14 protein-coding genes and 2 tRNA genes are annotated in these 16322 nt (G+C 58.2%); 1 reads left to right on the top strand and 15 read right to left on the bottom strand.

What is annotated here, in order from left to right:
• The 10 genes from nusA to rlmE all read right to left on the bottom strand — a co-directional run.
• A partial coding sequence (gene nusA / locus ACQKEN_RS03880) for a transcription termination factor NusA (RefSeq protein WP_427683757.1) occupies nt 1-1265 on the bottom strand: 1265 nt, incomplete at its 3' end.
• 59 nt (nt 1266-1324) lie between these two features.
• The gene (rimP, locus tag ACQKEN_RS03875; protein WP_163022007.1) at nt 1325-1783 is read right to left on the bottom strand and encodes a ribosome maturation factor RimP; all 459 of its coding nucleotides are present in this window, start codon (nt 1781-1783) and stop codon (nt 1325-1327) included.
• Between the two features lie 127 nt (nt 1784-1910).
• Nucleotides 1911-1987, bottom strand: a tRNA-Met gene (locus ACQKEN_RS03870).
• Nucleotides 1988-2084: 97 nt separating this feature from the next.
• Nucleotides 2085-2170, bottom strand: a tRNA-Leu gene (locus tag ACQKEN_RS03865).
• Between the two features lie 44 nt (nt 2171-2214).
• The gene (gene secG / locus ACQKEN_RS03860; protein WP_074888489.1) at nt 2215-2598 is read right to left on the bottom strand and encodes a preprotein translocase subunit SecG; all 384 of its coding nucleotides are present in this window, start codon (nt 2596-2598) and stop codon (nt 2215-2217) included.
• A 4-nt stretch (nt 2599-2602) separates the two neighbouring features.
• The gene (tpiA, locus tag ACQKEN_RS03855; RefSeq protein WP_427683754.1) at nt 2603-3358 is read right to left on the bottom strand and encodes a triose-phosphate isomerase; all 756 of its coding nucleotides are present in this window, start codon (nt 3356-3358) and stop codon (nt 2603-2605) included.
• 66 nt (nt 3359-3424) lie between these two features.
• Nucleotides 3425-4768, bottom strand: coding sequence for a phosphoglucosamine mutase (glmM, locus tag ACQKEN_RS03850; RefSeq protein ID WP_427683752.1), 1344 nt, complete (start codon nt 4766-4768; stop codon nt 3425-3427).
• A 16-nt stretch (nt 4769-4784) separates the two neighbouring features.
• Nucleotides 4785-5636: a dihydropteroate synthase gene (gene folP / locus ACQKEN_RS03845; protein ID WP_427683750.1), complete on the bottom strand. Its 852-nt coding sequence runs from the start codon at nt 5634-5636 to the stop codon at nt 4785-4787.
• An 8-nt stretch (nt 5637-5644) separates the two neighbouring features.
• The gene (gene ftsH / locus ACQKEN_RS03840; RefSeq protein ID WP_133776820.1) at nt 5645-7555 is read right to left on the bottom strand and encodes an ATP-dependent zinc metalloprotease FtsH; all 1911 of its coding nucleotides are present in this window, start codon (nt 7553-7555) and stop codon (nt 5645-5647) included.
• 189 nt (nt 7556-7744) lie between these two features.
• Entirely contained in the window at nt 7745-8395 is a 651-nt protein-coding gene (gene rlmE, locus ACQKEN_RS03835; RefSeq protein ID WP_065987607.1) for a 23S rRNA (uridine(2552)-2'-O)-methyltransferase RlmE, read from the bottom strand.
• A gap of 107 nt (nt 8396-8502) precedes the next feature.
• On the opposite strand from rlmE, the gene ACQKEN_RS03830 reads away from it, so the two are divergent.
• Nucleotides 8503-8811 carry a YhbY family RNA-binding protein gene (locus tag ACQKEN_RS03830; protein ID WP_074888472.1) on the top strand — a complete coding sequence of 103 codons (309 nt, stop codon included), beginning with the start codon at nt 8503-8505 and terminating at the stop codon, nt 8809-8811.
• A gap of 170 nt (nt 8812-8981) precedes the next feature.
• On the opposite strand, the gene greA is transcribed toward ACQKEN_RS03830, so the two are convergent.
• From greA to dnaJ, 5 genes are all read right to left on the bottom strand, one after another.
• Complete coding sequence (gene greA / locus ACQKEN_RS03825; protein ID WP_133776819.1) at nt 8982-9458, bottom strand: transcription elongation factor GreA; 477 nt, start codon at nt 9456-9458, stop codon at nt 8982-8984.
• Nucleotides 9455-12676, bottom strand: a complete 3222-nt coding sequence (carB, locus tag ACQKEN_RS03820; RefSeq protein WP_427683747.1) for a carbamoyl-phosphate synthase large subunit — start codon at nt 12674-12676, stop codon at nt 9455-9457. Before carB ends, greA begins: the two co-directional genes overlap by 4 nt.
• A 122-nt stretch (nt 12677-12798) precedes the next feature.
• Nucleotides 12799-13935, bottom strand: a complete 1137-nt coding sequence (carA, locus tag ACQKEN_RS03815) for a glutamine-hydrolyzing carbamoyl-phosphate synthase small subunit (protein WP_065987610.1) — start codon at nt 13933-13935, stop codon at nt 12799-12801.
• A gap of 301 nt (nt 13936-14236) precedes the next feature.
• Nucleotides 14237-15043: a 4-hydroxy-tetrahydrodipicolinate reductase gene (gene dapB, locus ACQKEN_RS03810; protein ID WP_427683745.1), complete on the bottom strand. Its 807-nt coding sequence runs from the start codon at nt 15041-15043 to the stop codon at nt 14237-14239.
• Nucleotides 15044-15053: 10 nt separating this feature from the next.
• A complete protein-coding gene (gene dnaJ / locus ACQKEN_RS03805) occupies nt 15054-16184 on the bottom strand; it encodes a molecular chaperone DnaJ (protein WP_133776815.1) in 1131 nt (376 codons plus the stop codon).
• Nucleotides 16185-16322: the final 138 nt, after the last annotated feature.

Below are 16322 nucleotides of genomic sequence, written 5' to 3'. Positions count from 1 at the left end.
AGCGCAAACGGTTCAATAAGGGGTACCGGGTGGACGAATACCAACAGACTATTCGCACGTTGTCCGATCGTATCGATGTTGAGCATTTCTTCCAACGGTACGTAGGCAATCTCTTCCAGGCTGGTGAAGCCTTCGTCTACCAGAACCTGAGCGAGATCCTCATCGACTTCCAGCTCGTCGATAAAGTTGCGCAGGATGTCACCGGTTTCCGCTTGCTGCTTGGCCTGGATGTCCGATTCGGTCATCACGTTAAGGGTCCAGCCAGTCAACTGACTGGCCAACCGCACGTTCTGGCCACCGCGGCCAATCGCCTGGGCGAGGTTATCTGCGCCTACAGCGATGTCCATGGCGTGGGCATCTTCATCAACGATGATCGCTGCCACTTCGGCAGGCGACATGGCATTGATGACGAACTGCGCCGGGTTGTCGTCCCAAAGCACGATATCCACACGCTCGCCGCCCAACTCGCCGGAAACAGCCTGCACGCGCGAACCACGCATGCCGATGCACGCGCCTTGCGGGTCAATGCGTTTGTCCTTGGAGCGAACTGCGATCTTTGCACGCGAACCAGGATCACGAGAGGCAGCCATCACCTCGATGAGTCCTTCGGCGATTTCCGGAACTTCAATCCGGAACAGCTCGATCAGCATTTCCGGCGCGGTACGCGACAGGATCAGCTGAGGGCCACGGTTTTCGGTGCGGATCTCTTTGAGCAGTGCACGAACGCGGACACCCACGCGGAAAGTCTCCCGCGAAATGATGTCTTCACGCGCCAGCAGAGCTTCGGCATTGTTGCCAAGGTCGACGATGACATTGTCACGTGTAACTTTTTTAACAGTGCCGGAAATGATTTCGCCCAGACGCTCACGGTAGGCGTCCACGACTTGAGCTCGCTCGGCTTCGCGAACTTTCTGCACGATGACTTGCTTGGCAGTCTGCGCAGCGATGCGGCCGAACTCGATGGAATCGATCTTTTCTTCTACTACGTCGCCAACGTTGGCACCGGGGTGCGTCAGGGCAACTTTGCTCGGCCATGTCTCGATCGCCGGGTCGTCGAGATCGTCTTCTTCGACGACGGTCCAACGACGGAAAGTCTCGTAGGCACCTGTTTGACGATTGATCTCGACACGCAGGTCTACTTCGTCTTCAAAACGCTTTTTGGTGGCCGTGGCCAGTGCTATTTCGAGCGCTTCAAAAATTACATCGGCCGGTACGCCTTTTTCATTGGATACCGATTCAACAACCAGCAGTACTTCTTTGCTCATCGTACGCCTCGCCTTTCGCAAGCCATTGGATCCGCGGGATCCGCTGTATCTGGCACGTCTTAGTCAAACGTGGGAATAATGTTGGCTTTGTCGATCAGATCGATCGGCAACAGAAACTCGTGATCTTCAACCTGAACCACGACGTCCTGCTCCTCCACCCCGCGGAGAAGGCCTTGAAAGTTGCGTCGACCTTCAAACGGAGAACGCAGCTTTATCTTCACTTGTGCCCCGGCAAATTCCGCAAACTGCTCAATGGTAAACAGTGGGCGTTCCATGCCTGGAGAGGAAACTTCGAGCGTGTATTCGGAGCTGATCGGATCTTCCACATCCAGAATACCGCTGATCTGACGGCTGACGATCGCGCAATCGTCCACCAACACGCCGCCTTCTTTATCGATATAGACGCGCAACATCGAGTGCCGCCCTTGAGACGAATACTCGATACCCCAGCATTCATAGCCTAGGGCCACGACCACCGGGGCCAACAAGGCCTGCAACTCTTCTAGCTTGCTCGACACCTGAACCCCCTCGTGCATGCTGCAAATAAAAAATGGGCAAAAGCCCAATCATGAAAACGCCCGCGAAAAGCGGCGCCATAAAGTGTCCAGCTAACAAAAAGCCCCTGAAAAGGGGCTCCGCTAAAACTGGTTGCGGGGGCTGGATTTGAACCAACGACCTTCGGGTTATGAGCCCGACGAGCTACCAGACTGCTCCACCCCGCGACAAAGCTGGGGCGGAAGTATACGACCGATCCAAATTTGGGTCAATCCGACACATCCACCTACAAGAAAGCCCGCTACTGCGGGCTTTCTTGTTAATTGGTACCGAGAAGGGGACTCGAACCCCTACACCCTATGGGCACAACCACCTCAAGGTTGCGTGTCTACCAATTCCACCACCTCGGCATTACAACTCTTTTACAGCCCCAAAAACAGCTGCGAATCCGGTGTTACTTTTGCTCTGGAGTTGCAGGAACATCAGCAGGAACTGCTGCTGGCTTCTGCTGCCCTTCCAGAACCGGAACATCATCTGCTGCCGGCTTTTGCTTCACTTCCAGTACCGCCGGGTTTGGCAAACCTACTTGAGTCAGCTGGTGAGCTTTCTCTTTAGCAAAGTAACCTAACCCTAAGCTAGTCATGAAGAAACAGGCGGCAAGTATAGCAGTAAGTTTACTGAGAAAGGTAGAGGAACCTTGTCCACCGAACACAGTATTTGATGCACCTGCTCCAAATGACGCGCCTGCGTCGGCACCTTTACCCTGCTGCAGCAAAACCAGAGCAACAACGCCCAGAGCACCCAGCAGATGAAGAACGACTACGACTGTTTCCAGCATTTTTTCAGTTTCCCGCGGCGCGAATGATCGCACCGAACTCATCTGCATTCAGGGAGGCACCACCAATGAGGCCTCCATCGATATCCGGCATGCCGAACAGTTCAACCGCATTGGCCGCCTTCACGCTGCCGCCATATAGAAGACGCACACCTTGTGCGACTTCAGAATTCTCTTTCTTCAACTGCGCACGAATCGCTGCGTGCACTTCCTGAGCCTGTTCCGGCGAAGCAGTCAATCCGGTACCAATGGCCCAGACTGGCTCATAAGCGATGACCGCATGAACGAAAGCACCGATGCCGAGCTCTTCGATGATACTGCCAAGCTGCTGCCCGACGACTTCAAGCGTCTTGCCGGCCTCTCGCTCCTCAAGTGTCTCGCCGATGCAGAGTATCGGCGTCAGACCCGCTGCCTGGGCAGCCTCGAATTTGCGATTAAGGACCTCAATGCTCTCGCCCATTATCTGGCGACGCTCCGAGTGACCGACAAGCACGAACTTGCAACCTGCATCCGCCAACTGAGTCGACGACACCTCACCAGTCAACGCGCCCTGCCCTGCCTGATGGGCGCAATTCTGCGCACCGACAGAGATCGACTGCCCTTCCAGGCAATCAATCACAAGACTCACGTGCAAGCTTGGCGGGAAGACCGCCACATCTACGCCACCCGGGAGGGCGAGATTTGCAAGACCCTCGATCAGCTCAGCGACGCTGGCGCGGGTACCGTGCATCTTCCAGTTACCAGCTACCATAGGGCGACGCATGCTGTACCTCGTCGGTCAAAGTGGGCGCAGATGTTACCCAACAGTTTCAACACTGGCAAGCCGAAATCAGGCGCAAACTTCCGCAACCAGTTTTGCCAGTTCATCGGCATAGCCGCGGACCAGGATTTCGTCCTCGCCCTCAACCATTACCCTAACCAGCGGCTCGGTACCGGACTTGCGCAGAAGCACACGTCCACGCCCACCCATGGCGGCGGTCACGCGATCACAGGCCTCAATAACGGCGGGGTGCTTGACCGGATCAACGCCTCCACCCTCAAAGCGCACATTGATCAATACCTGAGGGCATTTTTTCAGGCCTTCGCGCGATTGTGCGAGGCTCTGGCCGGTACGTTTCATCGACAGCAGTACCTGCAGTGCAGCGATGATCGCATCCCCGGTGGTGGTATGCCGGAAGCACACGACATGACCCGAGTTCTCGCCACCCACCTGCCAATCGCGCTCGAGGAGCTCGGCGATGACATATCGGTCGCCGACGTTGGCGCGCACGAACGGGATGTTGAGATCCGCAAGTGCCAGCTCCAGCCCGAGGTTGCTCATGAGGGTGCCAACGACACCTCCCTGCAACTGGCCGCGCTCTTGAAGGTCCCGAGCAATGATGTAAAGCAGCTCATCACCATCGACGATCGCGCCAGTGTGGTCCACCATCAGCACACGATCGCCGTCACCGTCGAAACCGATGCCCAGATCAGCGCCGTGCTCGACAACGGCGGCCTGCAACGCCCCCATGTGAGTGGAGCCGCAGTTGTCATTGATGTTGAGCCCATTGGGCGCCGCCGACAGCACAGTGACCTCGGCGCCAAGCTCTCGGAACACATTCGGCGCTACCTTGTACGTCGCCCCGTGGGCGCAATCGACAACGAGCTTCAGCCCGTCGAAATCAGTACTGGTGGGAACGCTGCTCTTACAGAATTCGATGTAACGGCCCGCAGCGTCGTTGATACGCGACACCTTGCCGAGCCTCTCGGACTCCTCGACGGTCATCGGCGAATCGAGCAGTTCCTCAATCATCAGCTCGATCTCGTCAGGGAGCTTGGTGCCCTGCCCGGAGAAGAACTTGATGCCGTTGTCGTAATGCGGGTTATGCGATGCGCTGATCACGATGCCTGCTTCGGCATGGAAGGTACGCGTCAGATAGGCGATCGCAGGCGTCGGCATCGGACCGAGCAGCATCACGTCCGCACCTGCAGCAGACAAACCGGCTTCGAGCGCCGATTCGAACATGTAGCCCGAAATACGGGTGTCCTTACCCACCAGAATCCGGCATGCGCCCATTTTTCGGAAAGCCATCCCTGCTGCCCATCCCAGCTTTAGCATGAAATCAGGGGTGATCGGGAATTGGCCTACGCGACCGCGGATACCGTCGGTACCGAAATATTTTTTAGTGCTCATGGGTGCTCCAGATTTCTTATTTTGCTGACTGAACAGCAGCAATCATGCGCACCACGTCCACCGTCTCGGGGACGTCGTGCACACGCAGGATTTTAGCGCCGTTGATCATGGCCATCGCCGCAAGCGCGAGCGCGCCATGCAGACGTTGATCAACAGGCTTGTCGAGAACCTTGCCGATCATGCTCTTGCGAGAGACACCGACCAGCAGTGGACGGCCCAATGCATGGAGCGCTTCCATATGCTTGAAGAGGCTCAGATTATGCTCAAGGGTCTTGGCGAAACCAAACCCTGGATCGAGGACTATCTTCTCGACAGGGATGCCTGCCGCGACGCACCGGTCCATGCGCTCGCGCAAGAACGCGCTGACCTCGCCAACCAAGTCAGTGTAGTGAGGATCATTCTGCATGTCCGTCGGCTCGCCGCGCATGTGCATGAGGCAGACAGGTAAACCCGTCGCGACCGCGGCGTCGAGCGCCCCGTCACGACGAAGCGAGCGAACATCGTTGATGAGTCCTGCTCCCAGGCGTGCAGTCTCGCGAATGACGGCAGGTGTGGAAGTGTCTACCGAAATGATCACATCCAGCTCGGCACTGATTGCCTCAACAACAGGCGCCACGCGCTCCAGTTCTTCAACGGGAGAAACAGATCGCGCACCGGGCCGCGTTGACTCGCCCCCGACGTCGATCAGGGTCGCACCGGCCAGCATCATCGCTTCGGCATGACGCAGCGCCAGGTCTCGCTGCGCGAAACGGCCGCCGTCCGAAAACGAATCAGGAGTGATATTAAGGATTCCCATCACGTGCGTGCGGGATAAATCAAGAACCCGGTTGCCGCAAGGCAACCGGGTCGGGTGAAGCGCAGAAGTCATGTCAGACCTTAGTGTTCAGCAGCAGGGCCGCCAATAGGCGATTCCGGACGCGGACCTACAGGTGCGATCGGGGTGCCGGAATCTCCGGAGCCACCTTCCCAGTCACGAGGCTCGCGTGGTGTGCGGCCTGCCATGATGTCATCGATCTGCTCGGCATCGATGGTCTCGTATTTCATCAACGCATCAGCCATCGCTTCCAGCTTGTCACGGTTGTCCGTGAGGATCTGTCTTGCGGTGCCGTAGCACTGATCAATGATGCTGCGCACTTCAGAGTCGATAAGACGCGCCGTGTCGCCGGAGAGGCTGGCGTTCTGACCGCCACCGCCGCGACCCAGGTAACCGCCCTCTTCCTCGTCCGAATACATCAACGGACCGAGCTTCTCGGACAGGCCCCACTTGGTGACCATGTTTCGAGCGATCTGGCTGGCCCGCATGATGTCGTTGGAAGCACCGGTAGTCACACCATCGAAGCCCAGCGTCATCTCTTCCGCAATCCGCCCGCCGTACAGCGAGCAAATCTGACTGATCAGTGCACGCTTTGACAGACTGTAGCGGTCTTCCTCGGGAAGGAACATGGTGACGCCCAATGCCCGACCGCGGGGGATTATCGACACTTTGTAGACCGGATCATGCTCTGGCACGACACGACCAACGATGGCATGACCCGCCTCGTGGTACGCCGTATTACGCTTCTCTTTGTCAGACATCACCATAGATTTGCGCTCAGCGCCCATCATGATTTTGTCTTTCGCCAATTCGAATTCTTTCATCTCGACGATACGCTTACCGGTGCGGGCGGCAAACAGCGACGCCTCATTGACCAGGTTGGCCAGATCGGCACCGGAGAAGCCCGGTGTACCACGAGCGATCACGCCTGGCTGAACGTCGTCACCCATTGGCACTTTGCGCATGTGTACTTTAAGAATCTGCTCACGACCGCGGATATCGGGCAAGCCCACGACCACCTGGCGGTCGAAACGGCCCGGACGCAGCAGCGCAGGGTCGAGAACGTCTGGACGGTTAGTGGCGGCGATCACGATGATGCCGTCGTTCATTTCAAAGCCGTCCATCTCAACCAGCAACTGGTTGAGTGTCTGCTCACGCTCATCATGACCGCCGCCCATGCCGCCGCCACGGTGGCGACCTACGGCATCGATTTCGTCGATGAAGATGATGCACGGCGCGTGTTTCTTGGCCTGTTCAAACATGTCACGAACACGGCTTGCACCCACACCGACGAACATTTCGACGAAGTCGGAACCAGAAATCGTGAAGAACGGAACCTTGGCTTCGCCCGCGATAGCCTTCGCTATCAGGGTTTTACCAGTACCCGGAGGGCCTACCATCAACACTCCACGAGGGATGCGACCACCCAGACGCTGGAACTTGCCCGGGTCGCGTAGAAACTCGACCAACTCGCCGACTTCCTCTTTGGCTTCATCACAACCGGCCACGTCAGCCAATGTGGTTTTGACCTGATCCTCGGACAGCAGACGCGCTTTGCTCTTACCGAAGCTCATCGGTCCGCCTTTGCCCCCTGCACCACCTTGCATCTGGCGCATGAAGAACATGAAGACAGCGATAATCACGAGGATAGGGAAGCTGGCGACGAGTAGCTGAGTCCAGATGCTTTGCTGCTCTGGCTGCTTGCCCTCGATCACAACGTTGTTGTCAACCAGATCACCGATCAAGCCGTTGTCCTGGATGGCCGGGCGGATGGTCTTGAAGGAGTCGCCATCGCTGCGCTTGCCGGTGATGACGTAACCGTCAACGGCAACTTTCTCGACTTTGCCGTCTTTCACCTGCTGGATGAATTCGGAATAGTTGAGGGTCTGCGGCTCGTTAGGACTGGAGAAGTTGTTCATCACGGTCACGAGAACCGCCGCGATGATCAACCACAGGATCAAATTCTTTGCCATATCGTTCAATTAGCTACCCTCTGAAGCAAGCTCCACGCTGGAGCGTGCCTCGCATGATATTTACCGGCCTAACGTACTACAGATCCTACAGGCGTGGCAGGCGGCGTCTGTAACCCTTTGTGAAACTTTGACTACGCGATGTTGGTTACGCTCCCTTGATAAAGCCATTTGAAAAAAGCTATCGCTTGATCAAAGGCGCTCATCGCTGGCCGATCCTTCTATGCCGCGAAACCCGCGACCCAACAAATACTGTTCCCTGGAGCGGTCCCGCGACGACAAAGGTTTGCGCATCTGCACCTTGTCGAACAGCTTGCGGATGTCCTTGTGGTACACGTCAAAGCCCTCACCCTGGAAGACCTTGATCAGGAAATCGCCACCCGGACGGAGCACACGACCGGCCAGATCCAGCGCCAGCTCGCAGAGGAACATTGCGCGGGGCATGTCCACAGCGCTCAATCCACTCATATTGGGGGCCATATCGGAAATCACAAGGTCCACCTGTGTATTACCGACCGCCTCAAGGATCTGGGCAAGCACTTCATCCTGCGTGAAATCCCCCTGAATGAAGGTCACATCGGGGATGCTGTCCATTTCCAGGATGTCCGATGCAATCAAACGGCCCTGACCACCAATCAGACGACTGGTCACCTGGGACCAGCCTCCGGGCGCTGCGCCCAGGTCGATCACCGTCATGCCGGGACGGATGATTTTATCCTTCTCCTGAATCTCGAGAAGCTTGTAACTGGCGCGGGAACGGTAGCCGTCCCGCTGCGCCATTTTGACGTACTTGTCGTCGAAGTGTTCTTTAAGCCAGTTATGGCTGGTTTTGGAACGTGCCACGGAGCACCTCAAAAAATTAGGACGAGTCGCGATTAACCGGGCGGTCCCGGACTCGCTCGGGTAAACTGGCCGCCGCTTTTTACAAGATCAGACGCAGAGGTCAGATTATGCCGCTCACTCAAGAGCAGAAGAAACAATACAAATCCATTGGTCACCATCTGAAACCGGTGTTGATGGTGGCGGACAATGGTCTGACTGAAGGTGTGTTGGCCGAATTGGAGCGCGCGCTGGGCGATCACGAGTTGATCAAGATCAAACTCAACATCCTCGACCGCGAAAGCCGCCTGGCAGCCATCGCTGAACTGTGCAAAGTCGGCAAAGCCGATCTGGTGCAGGTCATCGGCAAAATGGCGCTGATTTACCGCAAGAACCCGAAGGTAAACAAGCAGCTGTCCAACGTCCACCGCTTCAACTGATCCTGTCGGGTCAGCGGCGAACAGGCGCTTACCGTCAGATTTGGTGCCCACCTGCATAGATGAGCGCCGGCCCCGGTATACCAGAGCTGCGACTGCCGGTTCGAAGGATCAGACAATGACCTTCGAACCCGCTGCCTGAATCAACACCCGCGCAATGCGGGTGTCGATCATCAAACGTGACGCACTTCCACGATTTCGTACTCGATCACACCGCTCGGTGTTTTCACAGCGACGACATCGCCCTCTTCCTTGCCAATCAAAGCGCGAGCAAGCGGCGAACCCACCGAAATCTTGCCCAGTTTGAAGTCAGCTTCGTCCTCACCCACGATGTGGTAGATAACGCGATCGTCCGTCTCCACGTTGGCGATTTCGACGGTCGTGCCGAAGATCACTTTGCCGGTGTGAGGGATCGTGGTGACATCGATGATTACCTGATTCTGAATCCGGCCTTCAATGTCGCGGATACGCGCTTCGACCATGCCCTGCTGTTCGCGGGCGGCATGGTATTCAGCGTTTTCCTTGAGATCGCCCAGCTCACGCGCAGTCCCGATGTCCTGGCTGAGCTTGGGACGAACCACCTTGGTCAGGTGTGCGTGTTCTTCTTCCAGGGCGCGGGCGCCCTGAACGGTCATTGGGTACTTGATCATGCTTTCAGTCCTGCATGTAGATCCTGCAAGCGACGTACGGTTTTTTCAGGGCCGAACTTCAGCGCTTCACAGATGGCCTCGCCTGCAGCGATGGTCGTGGTGCAGTAGATCTTGTGCTGCAGGGCATTACGGCGGATGGAGTAGGAATCGGCGATCGACTGGCGTCCCTCGGTCGTATTGATGATCAGGGTGACTTCGTCATTCTTGATCATGTCGACCACATGTGGACGGCCCTCGGTCACCTTGTTGACGCGGCGAACCTTCAGCCCGGCCTCTTCGATCAGGCGTGCGGTGCCAGCAGTTGCAACGATGTCGAAGCCCAGTTCGATCAAACTGCGTGCGACACCAGCCACCAGCGGCTTGTCGTCGTCACGCACGCTGATGAATGCCGTGCCGCCAGTCGGCAACACTTCACTGGCGCCCATCTGGGCTTTGGCGAACGCTTCGCCGAAGGTGTCACCGACACCCATGACTTCGCCGGTCGACTTCATCTCTGGGCCGAGGATCGGGTCCACACCGGGGAATTTGGCGAACGGGAACACCGCCTCTTTCACGCTGTAGAAGTTCGGGATGATTTCTTTGGTGAAGCCGAGTTCTTTCAGGGTTTTGCCGGCCATGACGCGAGCGGCGATCATCGCCAGCGAGACACCGATGCACTTCGAAACGAATGGCACCGTACGCGATGCGCGCGGGTTCACTTCGATGACGTAGATATCCTCGCCCTGCAATGCCAACTGCACGTTCATCAGACCGACGACGCCGAGCTCCAGGGCCATTTTCTTGACCTGCTCACGCATTTCGTCCTGGATGTGGGCAGGCAGCGAATACGGTGGCAGCGAGCATGCCGAGTCACCGGAGTGAACGCCGGCCTGCTCGATGTGCTGCATGATTGCGCCAATCACCACGTCGGTGCCGTCGCAGACCGCATCAACGTCCATTTCGATGGCGCAGTTCAGGAAGTGGTCAAGCAGCACCGGGCTGTCGTTGGACACTTGAACCGCTTCACGCAGGTAGCGCTTGAGCTCTTCTTCTTCGTAGACGATCTCCATCGCACGGCCGCCGAGCACGTAGGAAGGACGAACCACCAGTGGATAACCGATCTTCGCCGCAGCGCGAATGGCTTCGTCTTCGCTGCGCACGGTAGCGTTTGGCGGCTGACGCAGGTTCAGCCGCTCGACCATTTGCTGGAAGCGCTCGCGGTCTTCTGCACGGTCAATGGCGTCCGGGCTGGTGCCGATGATCGGCACGCCGGCAGCTTCCAGTGCGCGCGCCAGCTTCAACGGGGTCTGGCCGCCGTACTGGACGATCACGCCTTTGGGCTTCTCGACGCGGACGATTTCCAGCACGTCTTCCAGGGTCACTGGCTCGAAGTACAGACGGTCAGAGGTGTCGTAGTCGGTCGATACGGTTTCCGGGTTGCAGTTGACCATGATGGTCTCGTACCCGTCTTCACGCAGCGCCAGCGCGGCGTGCACGCAGCAGTAGTCGAACTCGATGCCTTGGCCAATGCGGTTCGGGCCGCCACCCAGAATCATGATCTTGTCGCGATTCGTCGGGTTGGCTTCGCACTCTTCTTCGTACGTGGAGTACATGTACGCAGTGTCGGTGGCGAACTCGGCGGCGCACGTGTCAACGCGTTTGTAGACCGGCAGCACGTCCAGCTTGTGACGGTGCGTGCGCAGGTTTTTCTCGGTCACACCCAGCAGCTTGGCCAGGCGAGCATCGGAGAAGCCCTTGCGCTTGAGGCGGTACATCAGGTCGCGGTCAATCGCCGACAGGCCGAGGGTCTTGACCTTTTCTTCGTCCTTGATCAGATCTTCGATCTGCACCAGGAACCAGGGGTCGATCATGTTCATCCCGAAAATCTGTTCAACCGTCATGCCGGCACGGAAAGCGTCGGCGACATACCAGATGCGCTCGGCACCCGGAACCGTCAGCTCACGCTTGAGAATGCTCATGCTTTCCGGATTGCTCAGGTCCAGCTTCGGATCGAGACCGCTGACACCTACTTCAAGGCCGCGCAGGGCTTTCTGCAGGGATTCCTGGAAAGTCCGGCCGATGGCCATGACTTCGCCGACCGACTTCATTTGAGTGGTCAGACGCGCGTCAGCCTTGGCGAACTTCTCGAACGCAAAGCGTGGCAGCTTGGTGACGACGTAGTCGATCGATGGCTCGAACGACGCAGGAGTCTTGCCGCCGGTGATTTCGTTCTGCAGTTCGTCCAGCGTGTAGCCGACAGCCAGCTTGGCTGCAACTCGCGCGATCGGGAAACCGGTAGCCTTGGAAGCCAGCGCGGAAGAACGAGAAACCCGTGGGTTCATCTCGATCACGACCATGCGGCCGGTGTCGGGGCAGATACCGAACTGAACGTTCGAGCCACCTGTTTCGACGCCGATCTCACGCAGGACCGCCAGCGAGGCGTTACGCAGGATCTGGTATTCCTTGTCGGTGAGCGTCTGTGCCGGCGCGACCGTGATGGAGTCGCCGGTGTGCACGCCCATCGGGTCGAAGTTTTCGATGGAGCAGACGATGATGCAGTTGTCCTTTTTGTCGCGGACAACTTCCATTTCGTATTCTTTCCAGCCGATCAGCGACTCGTCGATCAGCAGCTCTTTGGTCGGCGACAGGTCGAGACCGCGGGCGCAGATTTCTTCGAACTCTTCACGGTTGTACGCGATACCGCCACCGGTGCCGCCCATGGTGAAGGACGGACGAATGATGCACGGGAAGCCCAGCTTTTCGAGGACCACATTGGCCTCTTCCATGCTATGGGCGATACCGGAACGCGGGCACGCAAGCCCGATGGACTTCATGGCCTTGTCGAAACGCGAGCGGTCTTCAGCTTTGTCGATGGTGTCGGCGTTGGCACCGATCATTTCAACGCCGAACTTCTCCAGAACGCCTTCGCGCTCCAGATCCAGCGCGCAGTTCAGTGCGGTCTGGCCGCCCATGGTTGGCAGCAGCGCGTCAGGGCGTTCCTTTTCGATGATCTTGGCGACGGTCGCCCATTTGATCGGCTCGATGTAGGTCGCATCCGCCATGGCCGGGTCGGTCATGATGGTAGCCGGGTTCGAGTTGACCAGAATGACGCGGTAACCCTCTTCGCGCAGGGCCTTGCAGGCCTGGGCGCCGGAGTAGTCGAATTCGCAGGCCTGGCCGATTACGATCGGGCCAGCGCCAAGAATCAGGATGCTTTTAATGTCTGTACGTTTTGGCATGGGTTGTCACTCGAATCCTGTGTCAGTCGGCAAGCCGTCTTGAACATCTCAGGTGCCGGGCGGGCTATCGGACCTTGTCCGGTCCGCCGCGGCCACCTGCTCGCTACAGTCGCAAAGCAGCCTTAGCGGCGCTTGTCCATCGCTGTGATGAAACGATCGAACAGCGGCGCGACGTCGGTCGGTCCCGGGCTCGCCTCAGGGTGACCCTGGAAGCTGAACGCGTCCTTGTCGGTGCGCTCGATGCCTTGCAGGCTGCCATCGAACAGCGACTTGTGAATCGCGCGAACGTTGCTCGGCAAAGTCGCTTCGTCCACCGCAAAACCGTGGTTCTGGCTGGTGATCATGACCACGCCGGTGTCCAGGTCCTGAACAGGGTGGTTGGCACCATGGTGGCCCAGATCCATCTTGATGGTCCGAGCGCCGGACGCGAGCGCCAACAGCTGGTGACCCAGGCAGATACCAAAGACTGGAATGTCAGTCTCCAGCACGTCCTTGATCGCCTGAATGGCGTAGTCGCAAGGCTCCGGATCACCAGGGCCGTTGGACAGGAAAATACCGTCCGGCTTGAGGGCAAGCACTTCACTGGCCGGGGTCTGCGCAGGTACGACCGTTACACGGCAACCGCGCTCGACCAGCATGCGCAGGATGTTGAGCTTGACGCCGTAGTCCCAGGCGACCACGTGGTACTTCAAATCGGCTGCGGCAACTTCGGGGCTGCTGTCGGACTGCAGGTTCCAGACCGTGGAGCGCCACTCGTAGGTGTCTTTGGTGCTGACTTCCTTGGCGAGGTCCATGCCTTTGAGGCCTGGAAAACCTCGTGCTGCCGCGATGGCTGCTTCTTCGGAAATGTTGTCGCCAGCCATGATGCAGCCGTTTTGAGCGCCCTTCTCGCGAAGGATGCGCGTCAAACGGCGCGTGTCGATACCTGCGATCGCAACGGTTTTATTGGCCTTCAGATACTCGGCCAGCGGCATCTTGTTACGCCAGTTGCTCGCAACCAGTGGCAGGTCGCGAATCACCAGACCCGCCGCCCAGACGCGGTCAGACTCGGCATCTTCCGGCGTGGTGCCGGTGTTGCCGATGTGCGGGTAAGTCAGGGTGACGATTTGCTGGGCATAGGAAGGATCGGTAAGAATTTCCTGATAGCCGGTCATTGCGGTGTTGAACACCACTTCACCAACGGTTTGACCGTCGGCACCAATGGCTTCGCCGCGAAAAATGCTGCCATCAGCAAGGGCGAGTATGGCTGGCTTAGTCAAGAAGACCTCCCGTAATAAAGCCTGAAAGGGCGATCGCAGATTGTAAAAAAGCGGAATGACGTATAGACACGTCACCCCGCTTTTTTCATAGAATTATCTGCGCGCTTTTAGTGGACACACTAAAGCTGTAGCTTACAGAAAGAGGTCTTTTTAATCCACCGCTAAAATTGCCGTGAGGGCTGGGGAGTGCGACAGAACATCGCGTAGCGGGTGTGTAATGCGTTGAAAGTGCCGGCAGGATACAGGGAAAGCCCCTCTCCTGCCCGCATTGTTACCTTCCTGGTCTCGAGCGTCGCAAGACTCAGCGCAGGTCGAGTACGTCCTGCATGTCGTAAAGACCCGGCGCCTTGCCATCGAGCCACAGCGCGGCACGAACTGCGCCCTTGGCGAAGGTCATGCGACTTGACGCCTTGTGCGTAATCTCCAGACGCTCACCCTCGGCGGCGAACAGCACAGTGTGATCACCTACAACGTCACCGCCACGGACCGTGGCGAAACCGATCGTCTCACGCTCACGAACACCCGTGTAACCCTCACGACCGTAGACGGCGACCTTGTTCAAGTCGCGCCCCAGGGCATCGGCAACGACCTCACCCATGCGGACTGCCGTACCGGACGGCGCGTCGACCTTGTTGCGGTGATGAGCTTCGATGATCTCGATATCCGCATCCTCGCCCATCACCCGCGCCGCCAGATCCAGCAGCTTGAACGACAGGTTCACACCCACACTGAAGTTGGACGCGAAAACGACAGGAATATCCCGGCTCGCTTCCACCAGCAAGTGCTTCTGTTCGACGCTCAAACCAGTGGTACCAATCACCATCGCCTTGCCCGCCTTACGGCAGAACGCCAGGTTTTTCAGCATGACGTCCGGCAATGTGAAGTCGATCAGGACGTCGAACTCGTCGGCAACCTGCTCCAGATTACCGGTCAACTGAACACCGATACGCCCCAGCGATGCGAGCTCGCCGGCGTCGGCACCGACCATCGTGCTGCCGGGACGAACGATTGCCGCTGTCAATCCGGTGAGCGGCGCACGATCCTGCACCGCCTCGATCAGGTTCTTGCCCATGCGCCCTGCGGCACCCATCACAGCGATACGTCGCATGCCCTGCTCCTTAGAGGTCGCCGAAGAAGCGCTTCACGCCTTCGAACCAGCCGCTGGCTTTGGGCGAATGAGAGCTGTCGCCTTCAAGGGTGGCACGGAACTCTTCGAGCAGCTCGCGCTGGCGACGGCCCAGGTTCACCGGGGTTTCCACGGCGACACGGCACATCAGGTCGCCGGCGCCGCCACCACGCACAGGGGCAACACCCTTGCCGCGCAGACGGAACTGCTTACCGGTTTGCGTGCCTTCCGGGATCTTCAGCTTGACGCGACCGTCCAGGGTCGGCACTTCCAGTTCACCACCCAGTGCAGCGTCGGTGAAGCTGATCGGCACTTCGCAGTAGAGGTGCTTGCCGTCGCGCTGGAAGATCGCGTGTTCACGCACATTGATCACGACGTACAGGTCGCCCGTTGGGCCGCCCTGCGTGCCCGCTTCGCCTTCGCCCGACAGACGAATACGATCGCCGGTATCGACGCCAGGCGGCACCTTGACCGACAGCGTCTTGGATTCTTCGACACGGCCTTCACCATGGCAGGAGTCGCAAGGATCGGAGATGATCTTGCCGTTGCCGTGGCAACGCGGGCACGTCTGCTGAACAGAGAAGAAGCCCTGCTGCATGCGCACTTGGCCGATCCCGCCGCATGTCGGGCAGGTCACCGGGGACGAGCCCTTTTTGGCGCCGCTGCCGTCGCACGGTTTACAGTTGACCAGCGTCGGCACACGGATGCTGACAGTCGTGCCGCGCACTGCTTCTTCAAGATTCAATTCGAGGGTATAGCGAAGGTCACTGCCACGCTGGGCACCGCCACGACCACCGCCGCCGGCGCGACCGCCGCCGAAGAAGTCGCTGAAGACATCACCGAAGATGTCGGAGAAGTTGGCGCCACCGCCGCCGAAACCACCGCCGCCCATACCTTGATCGACACCGGCATGACCGTATTGGTCATAGGCCGCGCGCTTGCTGGCATCGGAAAGCACTTCGTACGCTTCGTTGGCTTCCTTGAAGGCGTCTTCCGAAGCCTTGTCACCCGGGTTGCGGTCAGGGTGAAATTTCATTGCGAGACGGCGATACGCCTTTTTCAGGTCCGCTTCGCTGGAGCCACGCTCCACTCCCAATACTTCGTAATAATCACGCTTTGACATAAATTTTCCGCACTCTTGAGGACGTCCGGCATGACCCTCCTGAGCCTGCCGAACTCGTTGAGCCCCTTTCAGGCCCGGACCCAACTCACGTCAATTAAACGATCCTGGTCTTGGTTCAACGGCCTTTGATCGACCGAG

This window comes from Pseudomonas sp. NPDC078416 (genome assembly GCF_050268485.1).
Lineage (GTDB): Bacteria > Pseudomonadota > Gammaproteobacteria > Pseudomonadales > Pseudomonadaceae > Aquipseudomonas.
Note: the sequence above shows the minus strand (reverse complement) of the source record. Positions and strands in the feature narration are given on the sequence as shown.